This is a genomic window from Streptomyces roseicoloratus, assembly GCF_004117935.1.
GTDB lineage: Bacteria > Actinomycetota > Actinomycetes > Streptomycetales > Streptomycetaceae > Streptomyces > Streptomyces roseicoloratus.
Window position 1 is genome coordinate 20476 of sequence record NZ_SDOY01000145.1, and the last position, 21539, is coordinate 42014.

Consider the following 21539-nt stretch of genomic DNA (forward strand, 5'->3'; position numbering starts at 1 on the left):
GACGGCGCCGAGACCTCCCATCACGGCCGAGGGACCGCACACCCCGGCCGGGCAACTCCGGGCTGCGGTGCCGGACGGGTTGAGGGTCCCGTCCCGGCGCCGCGGCCCGCGGGTGTTTCAGGGCCGCCGTACGGGCGCCGGGCCGGGCGCGGCGGGCTAAACGGGCGCGGCGGGCTTACGAACGCGGCGGGCTTACGGGCGCGGGGCCGGCCAGGCCCGCATCGCCAGCTCGGCCAGCGCCTCCAGCTCCTCCTTCGTCGCCCCGTCGCGGGCCTGCTGGGACATGCCCTGGAGGACGGCACCACTGAAGCGGGCCAGAGCGACCGCGTCCGTGCCGGGCGGCAGCTCGCCCGACTCGACGTCCTGGCAGATCCGCTTCTCGAACCGCGCGATGTTGGCGTTCCGCCGCTCGCGGAGGGCCTGCTCGACCTCGGGGGTCGAGCAGTTGATCGCCGCGCAGATCATCAGGCAGCCGCGCGGGTGGTCGGGGTCCGTGTACAGCGCCGCGGCCTCCCTGAGCATCCTGCCGATGCCGCCGCGCGCCGTCGGCTCCTCGGCGAGGGCCCGCCCGCCGAAGGCCCCGTACGAGCCCGCGTACGCCTCGACGACCTCTTCGAACAGCGTCTTCTTGTCACCGAAGGCCGCGTAGAGGCTCGGCGCGCTGATCCCCATGACCCGGGTGAGGTCGGCGACGGAGGTCGTCTCGTACCCGTGCTCCCAGAAGGCCATCGTCGCCCGCTCCAGTGCCGTCGGACGGTCGAAGGAGCGGGGGCGGCCGCGCTGCTTGGTCGTCATGGCGAAATTCTATAGCGGGCACTACGGAACGTGGGGTACGGTCTTTCTGTAACGACCACTAGGAAATGCGAGGGGGCGTCGTCATGGGCGTGCTCAAGGGGAAGACGGCACTGGTCACGGGCGGCAGCCGGGGCATCGGGCGGGGGATCACGGAGCGGCTGGCCCGGGACGGCGCGCGGGTCGCGGTGCACTACGGGAGCAACGAGGCGGCGGCGAAGGAGACGGTCGCGGCGATCACCGCGGCCGGCGGCGACGCGTTCGCGATCGGCCAGGAGCTCGGGGTCCCGGGCGACGCCCAGGCACTGTGGACGGCGTTCGACGCCCACGCGGACGGCCTCGACATCCTGGTGAACAACGCGGGGATCGGGGCCACGCGGCCCTTCGCCACGATCGGCGAGGAGGAGTACGACCGGATCTTCGCGGTCAACACCAAGGCGCCGTTCTTCCTGGCGCAGCTGGGCGCGGAGCGGCTGCGGGACGGGGGCCGGATCGTGAACGTGTCGACGGGCCTGTCGCACTCCGCCAAGATGCCGGACCTGATCGCGTACGCGATGTCGAAGAGCGCCCTGGACGTCTTCACCCGGGATCTCTCGAAGGTGCTCGGATCGCGCGGGATCACGGTCAACGCGGTGGCGCCCGGCATCGTCGACACCGACATCAACGCGCACTGGCTGCGGGGTGACGAGGAGGCGATAGCCGGCGCCTCGGCGATGGCGGCCCTCGGCCGGGTCGGCACCCCCGAGGACATCGCCGACGTGGTGGCCTTCCTGGCCTCTCACGACGCGCGCTGGGTGACGGGCCAGTGGATCGACGCGACGGGAGGCTCCCTCGACTGACCCGCGGCGGACCACTGCCCGAGCGCGCCGGAGCCGAGGGGTTCGAGTGGCTGGTGGGACGGGTGCGGCCGACGATGGAACAGAGCCCGTCCGCGGGGCGGAACGGCATGGGCGGACGGCCCGCGCTCTGCTAGATTTGGACTTAGATTGGTCTATACCACCTAGTTCTTTCCAGCCCCTCACCAGATCGGCAGGCTCAGCGTGGAAGTTGTCATCGTCAAGGACGCCAAGGCGGGCGGCGAGCTCATCGCGGACGGCATCGCCGGCCTCCTGCGCCGCAAGCCCGACGCGCTGCTCGGCGTGGCCACCGGCTCGACCCCGCTGCCCATCTACGACGCCCTGACCGCGCAGGTCAAGGCCGGCTCCGTGGACGCCTCCCGGGCCCGGATCGCCCAGCTGGACGAGTACGTGGGCCTGCCCACCGGGCACCCGGAGTCGTACCGGGCCACGGTGCTCCGCCAGGTCGTCGAGCCGCTCGGGCTCTCCGAGGACGCCTTCATGGGCCCCGACGGGTCGGCCGAGGACGTCCAGGCGGCCTGCGAGGCCTACGACCGGGCGCTCGCCGAGGCGGGCGGCGTCGACCTCCAGATCCTGGGCATCGGCACCGACGGGCACATCGGCTTCAACGAGCCCTGCTCCTCGCTGGCGTCCCGGACCCGGATCAAGACGCTGACGGAGCAGACGCGGGTCGACAACGCGCGCTTCTTCGACGACGACATCGAGCAGGTGCCGCACCACGTGATCACCCAGGGCATCGGCACCATCCTGGAGGCCCGCCACCTGGTGCTGCTCGCCACCGGCGAGGGCAAGGCCGAGGCCGTGGCGCAGACCGTCGAGGGCCCGGTCGCCGCGCTGGTCCCCGCCTCGGCGCTCCAGCTGCACCCGCACGCGACCGTGGTCGTGGACGAGGCCGCCGCCTCCAAGCTGAAGCTCGCGGACTACTTCCGCCACACCTACGCGAACAAGCCCTCCTGGCAGGGCATCTGATCCACCGCGCGGCCTGCCGTGGCCCACGGGCCTGTCCCGGCCCACGCGAGAGGGGCCCGGCACCCGGATCCGTGAGGATCGGGTGCCGGGCCCCTCTCGCGTGGCGCTTGCGGGTCGCCGGGTTACCGGCCCGTGATGACCTCGGCCGCCGCGCGGCCGCAGACGCGGGCGGCGCCGTGGGTGGCGATGTGGAGGGCGCCGCGGGGCGCCGACTCGTTCAGGCCCATCTCCACCACGACCGTGTCCGGGCGGGCCGCGACCAGGGCGTCCAGGGCGCCGGACATCCACGGGTGCCGGTGGGCGTCACGGACGACGGCGACCACGCGCCGGTCCCCCGCGGCGGCCAGGACGGCGTCCACCGAGGCCTCGGCCCCGTAGGAGCCGGTCGTGGTGCCGGGCAGCAGGCGCTCCAGTTCGGCGGCGATGCCCCAGGGCGTCTCGTCGCCGACCGCGAAGTTGGCGACGGGCGTGAAGGAGGCCACGTAGGGCGCGGTGGTCAGCGGCTCGTGGACCCGCTCCCCCGCCGTGACCTTCAGGGCCCTGCGGGCCGCGACGAGGCCGACCTCGGTGCCGGGCGCGGTCCCCTCCTGTCGTGCCGCGCCCGGCCCCGATACCCCCCTGGCCCGGTGCGACTGGGTCCAGGCCGCCAGGGCGCGCACGCGCGCCGCGGCGTCGGCCAGCCGCTCCTCGGGCAGTTCACCGGTCCGTACCGCGTTCACCAGCGCGTCGCGCAGTCGCAGTACGGTGTCCTCGTCGGCCAGCCCGCCGCCGACGCAGATGGCGTCGGCGCCCGCGGCGATCGCGAGGACGGATCCGCGCTCGATGCCGTACGTCGACGAGATGGCCTGCATCTCCATGCCGTCGGTGACGATCAGCCCCTCGAAGCCCAGCTCCCGGCGCAGCAGTCCGGTGAGGATCTGCGGGCTCAGGGTGGCCGGCCGGTCGGGGTCGAGCGCGGAGAGCAGGATATGCGCGCTCATCACGGCTTTGGTACCCGCGGCGATGGCCGCGCGGAAAGGTGCCAGCTCACGGGCGTGCAGTGTGTCGAGGTCCACATCGATCCGGGGCAGCGCGTGGTGGGAGTCCACGTTGGTGTCGCCGTGCCCGGGGAAGTGCTTGGTGCACGCGGCGACGCCCACGGACTGCAGGCCGTCGACGTAGGCCACGGTGTGCCGGGCGACGAGCCCGGGGTCGGCGCCGAAGGAGCGCACGCCGATGACCGGGTTGTCGGCGTTGGAGTTGACGTCGGCGGACGGCGCCCAGTTGAGGTCGACGCCGCACTCGGCGAGCCGGCGGCCGAGCTCACGGGCCACGGCCCGGGTGAGCTCGACGTCGTCGACGGTGCCGAGGGCGTAGTTGCCGGGGAAGGAGGAGCCCTCCTTCACCTCGAGGCGGGTGACGTCGCCGCCCTCCTCGTCGATGGCGACCAGGACGTCCTCGCGCTCGGCGCGCAGCCGCGCGGTGAGCGCGGCGAGCTGCCCGGGGGCGACGATGTTCCGGCCGAAGAGGCCGACCGAGGACAGTCCCTCGGCGATCCGCCGGAGCAGCCAGTCGGGCGCGGTGGTGCCGACGAAGCCCGGCTGGAGGACGGTGAGCGCGTCCCTGGTCAGGGTGTCCGGGGCGGTTGCGAGCGTGGTCATGAGGCGCCGTTATCCCTTCACCGCGCCGGCGGTCATGCCGCCGACGGCCTTGCGCTGGAGGAAGAGGAAGACGATCAGGACAGGGAGCGCGAAGAGGGTCGAGGCGGCCATGGTGGCGCCCCAGTCGCTGCCGAACGCGGTCTGGAACTGGGTCAGCCAGAGCGTCAGCGTCTGGGACTCCTTGTCCTTGTTGAGCAGGAGGATCATGGCGAACTCGTTCCAGGCCGTGATGAAGCCGAAGATCGAGGTCGACATCAGGCCCGGGGCGAGCAGCGGGAAGATGACCTTGCGGAAGGCCTGGCCGCGGGTGCAGCCGTCGATCTGGGCGGCCTCCTCCAGCTCGACCGGGACGGCGGCGATGAAGCCGCGCAGGGTCCAGATGGTGAAGGGCAGGACCATCACGAAGTAGATCAGCGTGAGGACCGGGATGCTGTTCAGCATGTCGTTCTCACGGGAGATCATGTACATCGCGATGACCATGACCTCCCAGGGGGCCATCTGCGCCATCATCACGACGAGGACGATGCCCTTGCGTCCGCGGAACTTCATCCGGGCGAGCGCGAAGCTCGCGAGGAGGGCCACGAGGAGGGCGACGAGCACCGCGCCCAGGGTCACCACGAGGCTGTTGGTGACGTAGGTCCAGAACAGGTCGACGCCGGTGGCGGTCGTGTAGTTCTCGAAGGTCGGCGTGAAGGCGAAGACCGGGTCCTTGGTGAGGATCTGGTGCTGCGGCTTCAGCGAGGACGAGAACATCCAGTAGACCGGGAAGACGAACACCGCCGCGATCACGAGGGCGGAGACGTTCTTGACGACGGCTCCGGCCGTGATCCGCTTCCTCGCGCGGTACTTCTTCGGGGCCGGGCTGGTGGTGGCGCTCACAGCTGCTCCTCCTGCTTCAGGATCAGGCGGAAGTAGAAGGACATGATCGCGACGAGCATCACGATCGTCAGGACGGAGACGGCCGCGGCGACGCCGTAGTGGAACTGGCCGACGCCCTCGATGTACGCGAAGACCGGCAGGGTCTCGGAGGCTCGGTCGGGGCCGCCCTTGTTCATCGCGTAGATCTGGGTGAACGCCTTGAAGATCCAGATGATCTCCAGGAACGTGGTGACCAGGAAGAAGGGCTTGAGGTTCGGGAAGACCACGGCCCAGAAGGTGCGCCAGCCGTTCGCGCCGTCCATCTTGGCGGCTTCGTAGAGCTCGCTGCCGATGGTGGTGAGGGCGGCGTACATGTTGAGGGCCACGAACGGGACCGAGCCCCAGACCAGCAGGAGCAGCGAGATCACCAGGGTGGAGAAGCCGGTCTCGAACCAGTTGTGCTGCTCGTAGCCGGAGAAGCCCAGCGTGCGCATCACCCAGTTGGCGACGCCGAACTGCTCGTCGAAGAGCCACTGGAAGACGGTGACGGAGGCGACGATCGGCATGGCCCAGGCGAAGACCAGGGCGAGCGAGAGCACCAGCCGCATCTTCTTGCCGAGGCGGTTGAGGAGCAGGCCGATGCCGGTGCCGACGGCCATGATCAGCATGACGTTGACGGCGGTGAAGACGACCGAGCGGACGACGACGGTCCAGAAGTCGGGGTCGCCGAGCAGTGCGGTGTAGTTATCGAAGCCGATCCACACCGTCTCGTGGGTGATGAACTCCTTCCGGTTCAGCTGCTGGAAGGAGAGGACCACGTTGCGGATCAGCGGGTAGAGCAGCAGGAGTGCCATCGACACCAGGGCCGGGGCGACGAGCAGGTACGGCACCAGCCCGCCGGGCAGGGAGCGTCTCCCCCGCGAGGGCTGACGGACTTCCTTCGGGCCGGCGGGGGCCGGCGGGGTCTGAGACTTCCGTGCCGCCCTTCCGGGCGCGTCCTGGGGACCGGCGGTCGCCGTCCCCGGGGAGTCCACGGTCATGATCTTCTTCCTCGCGGTTCTGGGGCTCCCGTGCCCACCGGGAAGCGGCCCTGGGGAGCGGGCCGCCGCACACTGCGGAGCGCCGGCGGTGCGGTCCGGGTCACCGGACCGCACCGCCGGGCCGTGATCACTGCTGGTTGATGCGCTCGTTGATGACCTTGTCGGCGGCCTCACCGGCGGCCTTCGGGTCCGTGCCCTGCAGGACCTTCGTCATGAAGTCCTTGACCGGGTTCGGGGCGGTCTCGACGTTCGCCCAGCCGGGGGTGACCGGGGTGATCTTGCCGACGGAGGCGGCCTGCTTCATGGCCTCGGCGAAGGAACCGGCGGCCGGTGCGAACTGCGCGGCGTCGTTGTTGGGAAGCGACGCGCCGCCGGCCAGCTCGGCGTACTTCGCCTGGAGCTCCTTGCTCGCGGCGATCGCCAGCCACTCCTTGGCGAGGTCCTTGTTCTGGGAGCGCTCGGCCACGGCGAGGTTGGAGCCGCCGAAGAAGACGGAGCCCGGCTTGTCGGCGGTCTTGCCCGGGATCGGGAAGTAGCCGAAGTCGGCGGTCTTGCCCGCCTTCTTCAGGGCGTCGATCGCGCCGCCGGCCTCCCAGCCGAGACCGATCCAGGACGCCACGCCGCCCTTGGGGACGACGTCGGTGGACTGCTGCGGGGTCGCCTCGTCCTTGTCCTTCGGAGCGGTGGAGTAGGACGCGAGCTCCTTGTAGAAGTTCATGGCGGCCGCGGCCTCGGGAGAGGAGAGGCTGCCCTTCCACTTGTCGCCGTCCTTGACCGCGAGGTCGCCGCCCTCGTCCCAGATGAAGCCGGCGAGGACGTACCAGCTCTGGCCGGGCAGGTAGATCGGCTGCGACTTCGGGTCGGCGGCCTTGAGCTTCTTCAGGCCCTCGATCCACTCGGCGCGGGTCTTCGGCGGGGTGACGCCGGCCTTCGCGTAGGCGGCCTTGTCGTAGATGACCACGCGGTTGGTGGCGTACCACGGGGCGGAGTAGAGCTTTCCGTCCAGCTCGTTCGAGGGCAGCATGCCCTTGTTCCAGCTGTCGTAGCCGAGCTTGGCCTTGTCACCGGTGAGGTCGGCGAGGCCGCCCGTGGCCGCGTAGCCGGCGGTCTGGGTGTTGCCGAGCTCCAGGACGTCCGGCGGGGTGTCCTCGGAGAGGGCGGCGGTGACCTTCGTCTGGATGTCGGTCCACTGCTGCGTCTCGACCTTGACCGTGACACCGGGGTGCTTGGCCGCGAAGGCCTTGTTGATCTCGTCGGTCCAGCCGGCCGGCGCGGACCCCTCCATCACCCAGACGGTGAGGGACTTGGCGCCGCCGTCGGCCTTGCCCTTGTCCCCCTTGTCACCACTGCCGGAACCACACGCGGCAATGCTGACCATCATGCCCGCGACGCCGATCGCCGCGATGAGCTTGCGCTTCACGCCACCCTCCTCAGGGATGCCTGCTCCCCCCACCACCGCGCGAAGACATACGTCGTAGTAATGCTGTGGGGCTGGGACCTGGTCTTTAATGGTTTAGACCAGTACCCGGAGCTTGGCCTAGACCTTTAGGGGTGTCAAGGGTGTATAAGAAGGGCAGTCGCGTCCGTTATCGGACCGACACCTGAGGGAGGGCGACGACCCGTGACCGGTCCGTGCCACCATGTGAGCCGCGACAGACGGAGGAGCCGGTGACGGCAGCAGCACAGGAGTCGGAGAGGCAGGCCATGGCCACGGACGCGGGCAACACCGAGACAGAGGGCGGCGTCGCCACCCGTACCGCGCGCGTGCCCAAGTACTACCGGCTGAAGCGGCACCTGCTCGACATGACGGAGACCCTGCCGCCCGGGACCCCGGTCCCGCCCGAGCGGACGCTCGCCGCGGAGTTCGACACCTCGCGCACCACGGTCCGCCAGGCCCTGCAGGAGCTGGTCGTCGAGGGGCGCCTGGAGCGGATCCAGGGCAAGGGCACCTTCGTGGCCAAGCCCAAGGTCTCCCAGGCCCTCCAGCTCACCTCGTACACCGAGGACATGCGCGCCCAGGGCCTCGAGCCCACCTCGCAGCTCCTCGACATCGGCTACGTCACCGCCGACGACACCCTCGCCGGCCTCCTCGACATCTCCCCCGGCGGACGGGTCCTGCGCATCGAGCGGCTCCGGCTCGCCAGCGGCGAGCCGATGGCGATCGAGACCACCCACCTGTCCGCCAAGCGCTTCCCCGCGCTGCGGCGCTCGCTGGTCAAGTACACCTCGCTGTACACCGCACTCGCGGAGGTGTACGACGTCCACCTGGCCGAGGCCGAGGAGACCATCGAGACCTCCCTCGCCACCCCGCGCGAGGCCGGCCTGCTCGGCACCGACGTCGGCCTGCCGATGCTGATGCTCTCCCGCCACTCGCTCGACGCCAACGGCGAACCGGTCGAATGGGTGCGTTCCGTCTACCGCGGCGACCGCTACAAGTTCGTGGCCCGCCTGCAGCGCCCGAACGGCTGATCCGCACAAGGCGATTGACCACTGATCCGTTATACGGACAGGGGTTCCTAGAAACGAAACCGTCCCCTAGATTTCCTCGGCATTACGAGGTGATCAGTTGAGGGGACGGTTTCGCCATGTCAGAAGCCACACAAGGGAAACAACCGGTCATCACACCGGTCAGAGTGGTGATCGCGCTCTGCCTGTTCGCGCCGTTCGTCGCGATGCTCTGGGTCGATTCGTACGCCAAGGTGGAACCCACCTTCGTCGGCGTCCCGTTCTTCTACTGGTACCAGATGCTCTGGGTCGTGGTGTCCACCGCGCTCACCATGGTCGCCTACAAGCTGTGGCAGCGTGACCAGCGCGCCCGCAAGGGAGGTGCGTCGCGGTGAACGACGGCGTGAACGGCGTGGCGCTCGGCGTCTTCGTCTTCTTCTTCCTGGCCGTCACGGTCATGGGCTTCCTGGCCGCGCGCTGGCGCAAGGCCGAGAACGAGCACAGCCTCGACGAATGGGGCCTCGGCGGCCGCTCGTTCGGCACCTGGATCACCTGGTTCCTGCTCGGCGGCGACCTCTACACCGCGTACACCTTCGTCGCCGTCCCGGCGGCCATCTACGCGGCGGGCGCGGCCGGCTTCTTCGCCGTGCCCTACACGATCCTGGTCTACCCGCTGATCTTCACCTTCCTGCCGCGCCTGTGGTCGGTCTCCCACAAGCACGGCTACGTCACCACCTCGGACTTCGTCCGCGGCCGCTTCGGCTCCAAGGGCCTGTCGCTCGCGGTCGCCGTCACCGGCATCCTCGCCACCATGCCGTACATCGCGCTCCAGCTCGTCGGCATCCAGGCCGTGCTGGACGTGATGGGCGTCGGCGGCGGCGAGAACACCAACTGGTTCGTCAAGGACCTGCCGCTGCTCATCGCCTTCGGCGTCCTCGCCGCGTACACGTACTCCTCCGGCCTGCGCGCCCCGGCGCTCATCGCCTTCGTCAAGGACACGCTCATCTACATCGTCATCGCGGTGGCGATCATCTACATCCCCATCAAGCTGGGCGGCTTCGACGAGATCTTCGCCAGGGCGAGCGAGGCGTACGGGCAGACCAACCCGGCCACGGGCAAGCCGAAGGGCGCCCTCGTGCCCGGCGAGGCGGGCCAGTGGACCTACGCGACGCTGGCGCTCGGCTCGGCGCTCGCGCTCTTCATGTACCCGCACTCGATCACCGCGACGCTCTCCTCCAAGAGCCGCGAGGTCATCCGCCGCAACACCACGATCCTGCCGCTGTACTCGCTGATGCTGGGTCTGCTCGCGCTCCTCGGCTTCATGGCGATCGCCGCCGGCGTGAAGGTGACCAACGGCCAGCTGGCCATCCCGCAGCTCTTCGAGAACATGTTCCCGGCCTGGTTCGCGGGCGTCGCCTTCGCCGCCATCGGCATCGGCGCGCTCGTGCCCGCCGCGATCATGTCGATCGCCGCCGCCAACCTCTTCACCAGGAACATCTACAAGGACTTCATCAGGAAGGACGCCACCCCGGCCCAGGAGACCAAGGTCTCCAAGCTGGTGTCGCTCCTGGTGAAGGTCGGCGCCCTGGTCTTCGTCCTCACCATGGACAAGACCGTCGCGATCAACTTCCAGCTCCTCGGCGGCATCTGGATCCTGCAGACCTTCCCGGCCCTGGTCGGCGGCCTGTTCACCCGCTGGATGCACCGCTGGGCGCTGCTCGCCGGCTGGGCCGTCGGCATGATCTACGGCACCTGGACCGCCTACGGGGTCGCGAGCCCCGCCCAGAAGCACTTCGGCGGCTCCTCGGCGGAGATCCCGGGCATCGGCGAGATGGGCTACATCGCCCTCACCGCCTTCGTCCTCAACGTCCTCGTCACCGTCGTCCTCACCTTCGTCCTCAAGGCCGCCAAGGCGCCCGAGGGCGTCGACGAGACCTCCCCGGCGGACTACACGGCCGACGCGGGTGACGCGGGCGTCGCCACCGAGCTGCCGAAGGTCGGCGCCGCCGGCCACTGATCCCGCACCCATGCCGGACGCGGCTCTCCGCCCGTCCCCGGACATCCCGGGGGCGGGCGGAGCCGCGTCCGGGGCAGACTGGCCGGCATGGACTTCACGATCAGGGCGGTACGGCCCGAGGAGTACGAGGAGCTCGGTGACCTCACCGCGCTGACCTATCTGAACGACGGGCTGCTGCTCCACGGGGAGGACGACTTCTACCTGGCCGTGCTCCGCGACACGGCCCGGCGGGCGCGCGAGAGCGAGGTGCTCGTCGCCGTCGACGCCGAGGGCCGGGTCATCGGCGGGGTGACCTTCGCCCTCGGCGGCACTCCCTGGGCGGACATCGCGGTCGTCGGCGAGGCGGAGTTCCGGATGCTGGTGGTCGCCCCGGCCGCCCGCGGCCGGGGCGTCGGCGAAGCCCTCGTACGGGCCTGCGCCGACCGGGCGCGGGCCGTGCCCGGCTGTGCGCGGCTCGTCCTCTCCACCGCCGATGTGATGGCCGCGGCGCACCGGATATACGAACGGCTCGGCTTCGTCCGCACTCCTGAGCGGGACTGGGCGCCGGTCCCCGGCCATCTGCTGCGCACCTACTCCCTGGAGTTGAGCGCTCGCTGACGACACACAACATGTGGGGGGTGCCATGGGAGGCGCCCCCCACATGTATGCTCTACCTCGCTGTCGCCGCAGGGGAATCCGGTGGAAATCCGGAACTGTCCCGCAACGGTGTGCTTCGTGCGTTTTCGTGTGACGTGAGTCCGAGGACCTGCCGACGGCGCACCCGGTCCGTCCGTTCCGGGTGCCACAGACGTCCGGGCCTCGCGGAGTGGGCCGGTGGACGCGGCGCGGCCGTGCGTGCGGCCCGCCCGTTCCCGCCTCCCCGCCCTGGCCCCGAGCCGAGCGAGGGAGAGCCCCCACGTGACCATCGCGCCCGCCGATCCGGCCGCAGCGATCGAGAACGACGGCCCCGGGACCGCGCTGCTGCGCACCCTGACCGATCTCACCGCCGACCTCCCGGACACCGACCCCGGCAAGGTCGCCGCCGCCGCGCTCCGCGGCCGGCACGCCGGCTCGGACGAGGCGGAGCTGCGCGAGCTCGCCACGGAGGCCGCCGCCGGGCTGATCGCCGAGGACCCGGCGTACTCCCGGCTCGCCGCCCGGCTGCTGACCCTCACCATCGCCGAAGAGGCGGCCGGTCAGGGCGCGGTGTCCTTCTCCGCCTCCGTCGCCGTCGGCCACCGCGAGGGCCTCATCGCCGACCGCACCGCCGAGTTCGTCGCCGCGCACGCCGCCCGGCTCGACGCGACGATCGACGCGGCCGCCGACGACCGCTTCGGCTACTTCGGCCTGCGCACCCTCTACTCGCGCTACCTGCTGCGCCACCCGATCACCCGCAAGGTCATCGAGACCCCGCAGCACTTCATGCTGCGCGTCGCCTCCGGCCTCGCCGAGGACGACTCGGTGCGCGCGGTGGACGAAGTGGCCGCGCTGTACGGACTGATGAGCCGGCTCGACTACCTGCCCTCCTCCCCCACGCTCTTCAACTCCGGCACCCGCCACCCGCAGATGTCCTCCTGCTACCTCCTGGACTCCCCGCAGGACGAGCTGGACTCCATCTACGACCGCTACCACCAGGTCGCCCGCCTGTCGAAGCACGCCGGCGGCATCGGCCTGTCGTACTCCCGCATCCGCGCCCGCGGTTCGCTCATCCGCGGCACCAACGGCCACTCCAACGGCATCGTCCCGTTCCTGAAGACGCTCGACGCCTCCGTCGCCGCCGTCAACCAGGGCGGCCGCCGCAAGGGCGCCGCCGCGGTCTACCTGGAGACCTGGCACGCGGACATCGAGGAGTTCCTGGAGCTCCGCGACAACACCGGCGAGGACGCCCGCCGTACGCACAACCTCAACCTGGCGCACTGGATCCCGGACGAGTTCATGCGCCGGGTCAACGCGGACGCCGAGTGGTCGCTGTTCTCCCCGGCCGACGTGCCCGAGCTCGTCGACCTGTACGGCGAGGAGTTCGACGCCGCCTACCGCAAGGCCGAGGCGGCGGGCCTGGCCCGCAAGACCATGCCGGCCCGCGACCTCTACGGCCGGATGATGCGCACCCTCGCGCAGACCGGCAACGGCTGGATGACCTTCAAGGACGCCTCCAACCGCACCGCCAACCAGACCGCGCTGCCCGGCACCGTCGTCCACTCCTCGAACCTCTGCACCGAGATCATCGAGGTCACCAACGACGACGAGACCGCCGTCTGCAACCTCGGCTCGGTCAACCTCGGCGCCTTCGTCTCCGGCGACGACATGGACTGGGAGCGGCTCGACGCCACCGTCCGCACCGCGGTCACCTTCCTCGACCGGGTCGTCGACATCAACTTCTACCCGACCGAGCAGGCCGGCCGCTCCAACTCCAAGTGGCGTCCGGTCGGCCTGGGCGCCATGGGCCTCCAGGACGTCTTCTTCAAGCTGAAGCTGCCCTTCGACTCGGCCGAGGCCCGCGCCCTGTCCACCCGGATCGCCGAGCGGATCATGCTCGCCGCGTACGAGGCCTCCGCCGACCTCGCCGAGCGCAGCGGACCGCTGCCCGCCTGGGAGCAGACCCGCACCGCCCGGGGCGTCCTGCACCCCGACCACTACGACGTCGAGCCGGCCTGGCCGGAGCGCTGGGCCGCGCTGCGCGAGCGGATCGCCGCCACCGGTCTGCGCAACAGCCTCCTCCTCGCCATCGCGCCGACCGCGACCATCGCCTCCATCGCCGGTGTCTACGAGTGCATCGAGCCGCAGGTCTCCAACCTCTTCAAGCGCGAGACGCTGTCCGGCGAGTTCCTCCAGGTCAACTCGTACCTGGTGGACGAGCTGAAGCGGCTCGGCGTGTGGGACGCCCAGACCCGCGAGGCGCTGCGCGAGTCCAACGGCTCGGTGCAGGGCTTCGGCTGGGTGCCGGCCGAGGTCCGCGAGCTGTACCGCACGGCCTGGGAGATCCCCCAGCGCGGCCTGATCGACATGGCCGCCGCCCGCACCCCGTTCCTGGACCAGTCGCAGTCCCTGAACCTGTTCATGGAGACGCCGACCATCGGCAAGCTGTCGTCGATGTACGCGTACGCCTGGAAGCAGGGTCTGAAGACGACGTACTACCTGCGCTCGCGCCCGGCGACCCGCATCGCCCGCGCCGCCCAGGCCACCACCATCCCCGTCCAGCAGGTCGCCGACCCCGACGCCGTCGCCTGCTCCCTTGAGAACCCCGAGTCCTGCGAGGCCTGCCAGTGATGAGCACGACGAACACCGAGAAGAACCTGCTGGACCCGGGCTTCGAACTGACACTCCGTCCGATGCGCTACCCGGACTTCTACGAGCGCTACCGCGACGCCATCAAGAACACCTGGACCGTCGAGGAGGTCGACCTCCACTCGGACGTCGCCGACCTCGCCAAGCTGTCCCCCGGCGAGCAGCACATGATCGGCCGCCTGGTCGCGTTCTTCGCGACCGGCGACTCGATCGTGGCGAACAACCTGGTCCTGACGCTGTACAAGCACATCAACTCCCCGGAGGCGCGCCTGTACCTGTCGCGCCAGCTCTTCGAGGAGGCCGTGCACGTCCAGTTCTACCTGACGCTGCTCGACACCTACCTGCCCGATCCGGACGACCGCGCGGCGGCCTTCGCGGCCGTGGAGAACATCCCGTCGATCCGCGAGAAGGCCCAGTTCTGCTTCCGGTGGATGGACTCGGTCGAGAAGATCGACCGCCTGGAGACCCAGGCCGACCGCCGCCGCTTCCTCCTGAACCTGATCTGCTTCGCCGCCTGCATCGAAGGCCTGTTCTTCTACGGCGCCTTCGCGTACGTGTACTGGTTCCGCAGCCGCGGCCTGCTGCACGGCCTGGCGACGGGGACGAACTGGGTCTTCCGGGACGAGACCATGCACATGAACTTCGCGTTCGAGGTCGTGGACACCGTCCGCAAGGAGGAGCCCGAGCTCTTCGACGACGAGCTGCGGCAGCAGGTCACCGACATGCTGAAGGAGGCCGTCGAGGCGGAGCTCCAGTTCGGCCGGGACCTGTGCGGCGAGGGCCTGCCGGGCATGAACACCGAGTCGATGCGCGAGTACCTCCAGTGCGTCGCCGACCAGCGCCTGACCCGGCTGGGCTTCGCGCCGGTGTACGGCTCGGAGAACCCGTTCGGCTTCATGGAGCTCCAGGGCGTCCAGGAGCTCACCAACTTCTTCGAGCGCCGCCCGTCCGCCTACCAGGTGGCGGTCGAGGGCTCGGTGGACCTGGACGAGGACTTCTAGGACCCGCGTTCCGAGAACGCCGAAGGGCCCCGCTCCACCACGGGGGGAGAGCGGGGCCCTTCGGCGCACCGGCGCACGCCGGCAGCAGGCTTCTCCACCCGCCGGTCCGGCGCGACCACCGGCGGGATCCCTTACGACGTCGAGCAGGAGGCCGGACCGTGACGGAACGCCCCGAAGAAGTGGGCCCCGTACGGGCCCGGCTGTGGACGGCCGGTGCCGGCCTGGCGGTCGTCGCGGCGGGGCTGGGAATCCGTTCCGTGGGACGGGGGCCCGTCGCCGAGCACGCGGGGGACGCGCTCTACACCGTGCTGGTCCTGACGCTCGTGGTGCTGGTGGCGCCACGGATCCGGCCGGGCATCGCGGCGAGCGCCGCCCTCGGGTTCAGCTGCGCCGTGGAACTCTTCCAGCTGAGCGGCATCCCGGCGCAGTTGGCGACGCACGCCCCGCTCGCCCGGCTGGTCCTGGGGACATCGTTCAACGCGCCGGATCTGCTCTGGTACGCGGTCGGCGCGGCGTTCGGATGGACCGTCCACCGCGCCGTACGCACCCGACGGGGCCCGGGTCAGTCGTTGGGGACGACCGGGTAGCGCGGGGTGCCCTCGGACATCTGGCGGAGGGCGTCCTTGCGGTCGCGCTTCGAGAGCTTGTCGATGTACAGGAAGCCGTACAGGTGGTCCGTCTCGTGCTGGAGGCAGCGGGCGAAGTAGCCGGTGCCGCGGACCTTGATGTCGTTGCCGTGCATGTCCTTGCCGTGGACCTCGGCGTAGTCCGGGCGGGCCAGCGAGGCGTACGCGGTCGGGACCGAGAGGCAGCCCTCGTTGGAGTCGTCGAGGTGGCGGCGGTCGGCCGGGAGGTCCTGGAGGACCGGGTTGATCACGTGGCCGACGTGCCGGACGCCCTCGTCGTCCAGGCAGTCGTAGACGAAGACCTTGAGGTCGACGCCGATCTGGTTCGCCGCGAGGCCGACGCCCTCGGCGGTGCGCTGGCTGGCGAACATGTCGTCGATCAGCTGGGCGAGCTCGTCGCCGAACTCGGTGACGTCCTTGCACTCGCGGTGGAGCACGGGGTTGCCGACGACCGTGATCGGGCGCGAGGTGCCCCGCTCGCGGTGGGCGAGCTCACGCGCCTCGCAGTCCTCCGTGTCCACGACGAAGCCGTCGTTGATCTGCTCGTCCGTCTCCTGCTGCGCCATGTCCGGCCGCGCCCTTCTGAAAACCCGATTCCGTCGGAGGACAGCCTACGGGCCCGAGCCCACCGGCCTCAGCAGACCTCTTCCAGATCACGCCACTCGCGGCTGTCCGGGCTGTCCGCCACCCAGCCGTCGAGCAGCCCGCGGACCAGCCCGGCCGGCGCGGCGATGCCGCACTCGCGCTCCGGCACCCACAGTTCGCCGGGCGAGCGGTGGCCGAGCGGGCCGGGGTGGCCGGGCTCGCTGTGGTCGTGCGGGTCCAGGTGCTCGCCCTCGCCCTCGGCGCTGGGCATCGTCGACTCGGAGCAGGCGCGGCAGAGCAGCCGGACGGAGGACGACCAGTCCTCGGCGGCGAAGCCCGCGTCGGCGGCGAGCTGCTCCAGGGCGTCCCGGTCGGCCTCGGTGGCGGCCTCCAGGAGGACCACCCAGGTGGGGACGGGCGAGGGCGCCCACAGCTCGATCTCGTCGAAGACGGGGTACGAGGGGCCGGCGCTGGTGGTGCGCTCGCCGTTCGGGACGCCGTCGTGCAGGACGACCTCGCCCCAGCGGCGGCCCGAGGACGGCAGCGGGATGGACAGGACCTCGATGCGTGCCGGGTCGAGGCGGCGGCCCCACACGACCTCGGCCTCCCCCTCCGGGGAGAGCCGCACGGCGGCGCTGCCCAGTTCCATGCCGGCCGGCTCGCCGGTGCCGGAGGCGGCTCCGGGGACCTTGAGCCCGTAGGCCTGCCAGGCGCGGCGGGCCAGCGGCCAGTCCTGCAGGGCGGTGGCGGCGATGCCGACGTTCCACCAGTCGGGGGCGCCGGACTCCTTGTCGAGCAGGGCGACGGCGCGCAGCCCTGCGGCGCGGGCCTGCTCCCAGTCGTGCCGGAACTTGTGCAGCAGGGCCAGGTTGAACCAGGACTCGGACAGCCAGGGCTCCAGGTCCGCCGCGCGCGTGAGCAGCGCGCCCGCGTCCTCGTACCGGCCGTCGCCGATCAGCGTGAACGCGCGGTCGGTGGCCTGCCGCCACGAGGCGGAGGGCCGATGCCGTACCTTCCCGAAGATCCTCACGATTCCCGCCTGCCGGTCGCTTCACCCTCTTGTTCGCATCCAACCATGCCCGGTCGGACACGCGCTCATTACCCATGGGTTACCCCGGAGGAGCTGGGGTGACGCCGCCGCGTGCGAGAACGCGTGCGAGCGATTCCACGACGTCGGGGTGGTAGTCGCGGGCGGTGCCGAGCCGGAGCCGTTCCAGGGCGCCGAGGCCGCCGCACGCGCGGTCGGCGGCGAGGTCGTCGTAGGCGTTGACGGCCCGCACGATCCTGGCCGGAAGGGGCTGCTCACGGTACGGATCGGCCTGCCGCTCGACGATCCGGGCGACGGCCTCGGGGACCCCGGTCTGCCGCACCACGGCGGCACCGAGCAGGGCGATCCGGCGCTGTTCCTCGGCGGGCAGCGGGGCGGTGGCGCCGCCGGCCACCGGGTCGACGAGGGAGAGCTGCCCGATGTCGTGCATGAGCGCCGCGGACTCCAGGACGGTCAGCTCGGGCCCGGAGAGGCCGAGCTCGCGGCCCACGGCGCGGCTGAGCGCGGCGACCCGGTGGGCGTGGCCGGGCGGGGTGCAGCCGGCGATCTCGGTGGCGCGGGCGAGGGAGGCGATGGTCTGCCGGCTGGTGGTGCGCACGGCCGCGTACCGCCGGAACGAGACCTGGGTGAGGACCAGCGGTACGGCGAGGACGGGCAGCGCCCAGAGTCCGGCGACGGCCACCGCGAGGGCCATGACCGCGCCGGTGGCGCACACGGCGGAGCCGATGCCGGGCAGGGCGCGCAGCTCGTCGCGGAGCAGCGGCGCGTAGGGGTGGCCGGTGCGGGCGCGGTGCAGCAGGGCGGCGAGGACGGCGTCGCACAGGGCGGTGAGGAGGAGCAGCAGGACCAGGAAGAGGACGTGCGACGGGCCCTGGCCGAGGCGGGCGGTGACGGCGCCGGCGTTGTAGAGGGGCTGGAAGCAGGCGGCGGCGAAGGCGACGGTGAGGACCCGGCGGGCCAGGTGGTCCAGGTCGGGGTCGCGGCCGCGGGCGAGGTGGGGCACCGTTCCGGCGAGGCCGGCGGCGACGACCACGGCGACGGTCTGGAGGACGCCGTGGGTGGTGGTCTTGCCGGCGTTCTGCCCGAGCAGGGCGTAGGCGAGCGCGCCGGCGGTGGCGAGCGGGGCCGGTTCCCGCTCGCCGGGCCGGGCGCCCCAGCGGGCGAGCTCGCCGAAGGCGATGAGGACGCCGAAGGCCAGGGCGTTCGCCGGCTCGTCGAGACCGTGCCAGAAGGTGAGGCCGAGGGCGGTGAGGGTGAGCAGGAGGGCGGCGCCGTGAACGGCGGTGGCGGTCCGGGCGCCGGTGGCTCCGGTGCGGGCCGGGTTGACGCCCCTGGTTCTCGTACGGGGCCGCCCGACGCCGGCGGTCCTCGTACGGGCGCCACCAGCCCGCCCGGAACCGGCCCGCCCGGAACCGGCGGCCTTCATGCCGGCCGCCGGCCGCGGCGGGCTCGCGGGCCCGCCGGATTCGTCCGGTCCGTCGGGCCCGTCGGGCCCGTCAGGTCCGTCGGGTTTGCCCGGTCCGCGGGGTCGGTGCGGCTCGCGGGGGGCTGGGGCGGCGCCTGGGCGGCCCGCGGGTTCCTGGGGGCCGGGACGGTGGGCTCGCCGGCGGTGACCTCGGGCTGCCAGCCGTGGTCGTGGAGCGCCCGGGTGAGCGCCTCGACCATGCGCGGGTCGAAGTGGCTGCCCGAGCACCGCCGCAGCTCGGCGAGGGCCGTCTCGACCGGGCGGGCGCGACTGTAGGAGCGCGTGGAGGTCATGGCGTCGAAGGCGTCGGCCACGGCGACCACGCGCGCGTACTCCGGGATCTGCTCGCCCTTGAGGCCGTACGGGTAGCCGGAGCCGTCCATGCGTTCGTGGTGGTGGAGGATCGCGGTGCGGGCCTCGCCGAGGAAACCGATGCCGCGGACCATCTCGTGCCCGTACTCGGGGTGGAGTTCGATGATCCGGCGTTCCTCGGGGGTGAGGGGTCCGTCCTTGCGCAGGACGCGGGTGGGGACGCCGAGCTTGCCGACGTCGTGGAGGATGCCGGCGAAGCGGACGACCTCCAGACGGGGCTCGTCCATGCCGAGCTCACGGGCGATCAGGACGGAGGCGTGGCCGACGCGTTCGCTGTGGCCGCGGGTGTAGCGGTCCTTGATGTCGACGGCCTGGACGAGGGCCCGGATGGTGGCCTGGTGGGCGGCGCGCTCCCGGTGGTACTGGGCGAAGCCCCAGCAGGAGATGTACATGGGCAGCAGGACGAAGAGGGCGGCCGCCGGGCCGTAGCTGCTGCGCCAGAGGACGGCCATCATGAGGCCGGCGAGGCCGTGGACGGTGTGCGGGGCCAGGAACCGGCCGAGCAGGCCCCGCCAGGCGGTGCGCAGCGGGAACTGTTCGGCGGTGGCGCGGATGGCGCCGTCGAGGGCGGCGAGGGCCAGGCAGAAGGTGAGGGCCGTGGCTCCGGCCGGGAGCAGGACGTACGGGAAGTCGGGGGTGTCCGGCCCGAGTCCGAGGGCATCGGGGCAGCGGAGGGCCTGGCCGGCCCGCGCGGCGGCCCCTACGGCGAGGGCGAGCCGGGCGGCGCGCCAGGCCCGGCGGAGGCCGAAGGGCGGGCGCTCGACGCGGGCGAGCAGGGCGCCGGGCAGGGCGGTGAGCGCGGCGGCGGCGGGCGGCAGCAGCAGCGCGGCGGTGAGCAGGACGGGGAAGAAGGAGCCCGTGCCGGGCAGTGCGGGGACGCGGTCCGGGCCGCCGCCGAGGACCCGGACGGCGAGCCGGCAGCGGGCGGGCAGCGCGCAGACCGGGTGGAGCGCCGCGAGCAGCAGCACGGTCGGCCAGGACGTGCCGGGGCGTAAGGCGGGCAGGGTGACCGCGGCGGCGGCCAGCAGGGCACAGCCGACGAGCACGCGCGCCGATCGCGGGACCACCATCACGGCTGTCACGCTAGCGAGTCGGGGTGCGCGGAGCGGCCGTGCAGGGGCTTTTCGCACCATCGGGTGATACAAGCGGATGGTGCGACAGACGGACCGGGAGCCGGGCGATGTCCTCGCCCGGCTCCCGTCACACACGGAGGGGTGCTGCGCGCCGTGGTCCACCTGACGCGGTCTGCGGGGCGCGGTCCGTGTCGCGCGGTCCGTGTGGCGCGGTCTGCGCGCGTGACCTGCGTGCCGTCGCCCACATGCCTCGTGGCCGCGTCGGCGTCCCGCGGCTACTGCTCCTGCGGCGTCGCGGAGGGCGCGGCCACGTCCTGCTCGGGCACCAGATGGCCCGAGCGGATCAGTTCGATCCGGCCCATGACCTTGGAGCGCAGGTCGACCGGCACGTCGTCACTGCCGCAGCAGCGCTTGACCAGCTTCTTCACGGCCTGTTCGAGGCCGTACTTCTCCAGGCACGGGGAGCACTCCTCGAAGTGCACCTCGAACTTGGTGCATTCGCCGTCGGGCATCTCTCGGTCGAGGAACTCGTAGAGATGGTCCAGGACCTCTGAGCAGTCCGTCTCGTGCGGGTCTCCGCAGCTCATGAGCCCCTAGCCTTTCAGATCGTGCGACGACTCACCGGCGCCCGCGGAAACCAGCCCGCGATCGCGGGCGTAGTCCTCGAGCATGCCGCGCAGCTGGCGGCGGCCCCGGTGCAGCCGGGACATCACCGTACCGATGGGTGTACCCATGATGTCCGCGATCTCCTTGTACGCAAAGCCCTCGACATCGGCCAGATAGACGGCGATGCGGAACTCCTCGGGGATCGCCTGCAGCGCTTCCTTCACGTCCGAGTCCGGCAGGTGGTCGAGGGCCTGGGACTCGGCGGACCGCAGTCCGGTCGACATGTGCGACTCGGCGCGGGCGAGCTGCCAGTCCTCGATCTCCTCGGCAGCCGAACGCTGGGGCTCACGCTGCTTCTTGCGGTACGAGTTGATGAAGGTGTTCGTGAGGATGCGGTACAGCCACGCCTTCAGGTTCGTGCCCTCGCGGAACTGGTGGAAGGAGCCGTACGCCTTCGCGTAGGTCTCCTGCACCAGGTCCTCGGCGTCCGCGGGGTTGCGCGTCATGCGCAGGGCGGCCGAATACATCTGGTCGAGGTAGCCGAGGGCGTCCCGCTCGAAGCGCGCGTTGCGCTCCTCGGTCGTCTCCTCGGGGCCTTCGTCGGTCCCTGTGTCGGTACCGGTGACCGGACCCACCTCCTCCAGCGCTGCGGCGAACCCGAACGCGGACCCGCTCGCTTCGGAGGATAGACGAGGAACCGCTCCGTCCGCCGCCCGAACGGGCGCGCTCCTGGGCGCGGGCAGTACCGTCCAGTCCAGGTCAGCGGCCTGCGGGCGCTGCGGGCAGATGGTCGAACCCATGCGACGGACTCCCTGCTTCCTTGTTCCGGCTGTACCGACGTCCCTCACAACAGCGGCCTGGGGCTCGGCATTCCCGGCGTC

The 21539-nt window shown here is 71.4% G+C and carries 20 protein-coding genes and 1 riboswitch; of the genes, 9 read left to right on the forward strand and 11 right to left on the reverse strand.

Annotated features, from left to right (window positions below):
* Window positions 1-192: 192 nt before the first annotated feature.
* On the reverse strand, window positions 193-795 hold the full coding sequence (locus ESG85_RS24880; protein WP_128982957.1) for a TetR/AcrR family transcriptional regulator: 603 nt from the start codon (window positions 793-795) through the stop codon (window positions 193-195).
* 83 nt (window positions 796-878) lie between these two features.
* Between ESG85_RS24880 and ESG85_RS24885 the strand changes: the two genes are divergently transcribed.
* On the forward strand, window positions 879-1631 hold the full coding sequence (locus ESG85_RS24885; protein ID WP_128982959.1) for an SDR family oxidoreductase: 753 nt from the start codon (window positions 879-881) through the stop codon (window positions 1629-1631).
* Between the two features lie 201 nt (window positions 1632-1832).
* Window positions 1833-2618, forward strand: coding sequence for a glucosamine-6-phosphate deaminase (gene nagB, locus ESG85_RS24890; RefSeq protein WP_128982961.1), 786 nt, complete (start codon window positions 1833-1835; stop codon window positions 2616-2618).
* A gap of 122 nt (window positions 2619-2740) precedes the next feature.
* On the opposite strand, the gene ESG85_RS24895 is transcribed toward nagB, so the two are convergent.
* From ESG85_RS24895 to ESG85_RS24910, 4 genes are all read right to left on the reverse strand, one after another.
* Entirely contained in the window at window positions 2741-4258 is a 1518-nt protein-coding gene (locus ESG85_RS24895; protein ID WP_128982963.1) for a glycoside hydrolase family 3 protein, read from the reverse strand.
* Window positions 4259-4267: 9 nt separating this feature from the next.
* The gene (locus ESG85_RS24900) at window positions 4268-5137 is read right to left on the reverse strand and encodes a carbohydrate ABC transporter permease (protein ID WP_374050270.1); all 870 of its coding nucleotides are present in this window, start codon (window positions 5135-5137) and stop codon (window positions 4268-4270) included.
* Window positions 5134-6156 (reverse strand): carbohydrate ABC transporter permease, encoded by a 1023-nt coding sequence (locus ESG85_RS24905; protein ID WP_128982965.1) that lies wholly within the window; start codon window positions 6154-6156, stop codon window positions 5134-5136. The genes ESG85_RS24900 and ESG85_RS24905 overlap by 4 nt, the downstream gene beginning before the upstream one ends.
* Before the next feature lie 127 nt (window positions 6157-6283).
* The gene (locus tag ESG85_RS24910; RefSeq protein ID WP_128982966.1) at window positions 6284-7576 is read right to left on the reverse strand and encodes an extracellular solute-binding protein; all 1293 of its coding nucleotides are present in this window, start codon (window positions 7574-7576) and stop codon (window positions 6284-6286) included.
* 284 nt (window positions 7577-7860) lie between these two features.
* Here ESG85_RS24910 and ESG85_RS24915 point away from each other — a divergent pair, with 284 nt between their 5' ends.
* From ESG85_RS24915 to ESG85_RS24945, 7 genes are all read left to right on the forward strand, one after another.
* Window positions 7861-8625 carry a GntR family transcriptional regulator gene (locus ESG85_RS24915; protein WP_128983038.1) on the forward strand — a complete coding sequence of 255 codons (765 nt, stop codon included), beginning with the start codon at window positions 7861-7863 and terminating at the stop codon, window positions 8623-8625.
* Window positions 8626-8741: 116 nt separating this feature from the next.
* Window positions 8742-8996 (forward strand): DUF3311 domain-containing protein, encoded by a 255-nt coding sequence (locus tag ESG85_RS24920; RefSeq protein ID WP_128982968.1) that lies wholly within the window; start codon window positions 8742-8744, stop codon window positions 8994-8996.
* Entirely contained in the window at window positions 8993-10618 is a 1626-nt protein-coding gene (gene mctP / locus ESG85_RS24925) for a monocarboxylate uptake permease MctP (RefSeq protein WP_128982970.1), read from the forward strand. The genes ESG85_RS24920 and mctP overlap by 4 nt, the downstream gene beginning before the upstream one ends.
* Before the next feature lie 87 nt (window positions 10619-10705).
* Window positions 10706-11215, forward strand: a complete 510-nt coding sequence (locus tag ESG85_RS24930; protein WP_128982972.1) for a GNAT family N-acetyltransferase — start codon at window positions 10706-10708, stop codon at window positions 11213-11215.
* Window positions 11216-11262: 47 nt separating this feature from the next.
* Window positions 11263-11385: riboswitch (cobalamin riboswitch) on the forward strand.
* A gap of 130 nt (window positions 11386-11515) precedes the next feature.
* On the forward strand, window positions 11516-13864 hold the full coding sequence (locus ESG85_RS24935) for a ribonucleoside-diphosphate reductase subunit alpha (protein WP_128982974.1): 2349 nt from the start codon (window positions 11516-11518) through the stop codon (window positions 13862-13864).
* On the forward strand, window positions 13864-14883 hold the full coding sequence (locus ESG85_RS24940) for a ribonucleotide-diphosphate reductase subunit beta (RefSeq protein WP_128982976.1): 1020 nt from the start codon (window positions 13864-13866) through the stop codon (window positions 14881-14883). Before ESG85_RS24935 ends, ESG85_RS24940 begins: the two co-directional genes overlap by 1 nt.
* A 158-nt stretch (window positions 14884-15041) precedes the next feature.
* The gene (locus tag ESG85_RS24945) at window positions 15042-15470 is read left to right on the forward strand and encodes a ribosomal maturation YjgA family protein (protein ID WP_246095268.1); all 429 of its coding nucleotides are present in this window, start codon (window positions 15042-15044) and stop codon (window positions 15468-15470) included.
* Here the strand turns inward: ESG85_RS24945 and def are convergent.
* From def to ESG85_RS24975, 6 genes are all read right to left on the reverse strand, one after another.
* The gene (gene def / locus ESG85_RS24950) at window positions 15446-16075 is read right to left on the reverse strand and encodes a peptide deformylase (RefSeq protein WP_128982978.1); all 630 of its coding nucleotides are present in this window, start codon (window positions 16073-16075) and stop codon (window positions 15446-15448) included. The genes ESG85_RS24945 and def overlap by 25 nt on opposite strands.
* A 68-nt stretch (window positions 16076-16143) precedes the next feature.
* Window positions 16144-17124, reverse strand: coding sequence for a tetratricopeptide repeat protein (locus ESG85_RS24955; protein WP_128982980.1), 981 nt, complete (start codon window positions 17122-17124; stop codon window positions 16144-16146).
* Between the two features lie 79 nt (window positions 17125-17203).
* On the reverse strand, window positions 17204-18568 hold the full coding sequence (locus tag ESG85_RS24960; protein ID WP_128982982.1) for an HD-GYP domain-containing protein: 1365 nt from the start codon (window positions 18566-18568) through the stop codon (window positions 17204-17206).
* Window positions 18565-20052 carry an HD-GYP domain-containing protein gene (locus ESG85_RS24965; RefSeq protein ID WP_246095271.1) on the reverse strand — a complete coding sequence of 496 codons (1488 nt, stop codon included), beginning with the start codon at window positions 20050-20052 and terminating at the stop codon, window positions 18565-18567. Before ESG85_RS24965 ends, ESG85_RS24960 begins: the two co-directional genes overlap by 4 nt.
* Window positions 20053-20327: 275 nt before the next feature.
* On the reverse strand, window positions 20328-20639 hold the full coding sequence (rsrA, locus tag ESG85_RS24970) for a mycothiol system anti-sigma-R factor (protein WP_128982984.1): 312 nt from the start codon (window positions 20637-20639) through the stop codon (window positions 20328-20330).
* 6 nt (window positions 20640-20645) lie between these two features.
* A complete protein-coding gene (locus ESG85_RS24975) occupies window positions 20646-21293 on the reverse strand; it encodes a sigma-70 family RNA polymerase sigma factor (RefSeq protein WP_219825218.1) in 648 nt (215 codons plus the stop codon).
* Window positions 21294-21539 lie beyond the last annotated feature (246 nt).

Excerpts from the sequence above, each read along its gene's own strand:
- ESG85_RS24920 (WP_128982968.1), top strand. The coding sequence starts at position 8,742 with ATGTCAGAAGCCACACAAGGGAAACAACCGGTCATCACACCGGTCAGA.
- ESG85_RS24885 (WP_128982959.1), top strand. The coding sequence starts at position 879 with ATGGGCGTGCTCAAGGGGAAGACGGCACTGGTCACGGGCGGCAGCCGG.
- ESG85_RS24905 (WP_128982965.1), bottom strand. The coding sequence starts at position 6,156 with ATGACCGTGGACTCCCCGGGGACGGCGACCGCCGGTCCCCAGGACGCG.
- ESG85_RS24895 (WP_128982963.1), bottom strand. The coding sequence starts at position 4,258 with ATGACCACGCTCGCAACCGCCCCGGACACCCTGACCAGGGACGCGCTC.
- ESG85_RS24930 (WP_128982972.1), top strand. The coding sequence starts at position 10,706 with ATGGACTTCACGATCAGGGCGGTACGGCCCGAGGAGTACGAGGAGCTC.
- ESG85_RS24940 (WP_128982976.1), top strand. The coding sequence starts at position 13,864 with ATGAGCACGACGAACACCGAGAAGAACCTGCTGGACCCGGGCTTCGAA.
- ESG85_RS24915 (WP_128983038.1), top strand. The coding sequence starts at position 7,861 with ATGGCCACGGACGCGGGCAACACCGAGACAGAGGGCGGCGTCGCCACC.
- rsrA (WP_128982984.1), bottom strand. The coding sequence starts at position 20,639 with ATGAGCTGCGGAGACCCGCACGAGACGGACTGCTCAGAGGTCCTGGAC.
- ESG85_RS24960 (WP_128982982.1), bottom strand. The coding sequence starts at position 18,568 with ATGAAGGCCGCCGGTTCCGGGCGGGCCGGTTCCGGGCGGGCTGGTGGC.
- ESG85_RS24880 (WP_128982957.1), bottom strand. The coding sequence starts at position 795 with ATGACGACCAAGCAGCGCGGCCGCCCCCGCTCCTTCGACCGTCCGACG.
- def (WP_128982978.1), bottom strand. The coding sequence starts at position 16,075 with ATGGCGCAGCAGGAGACGGACGAGCAGATCAACGACGGCTTCGTCGTG.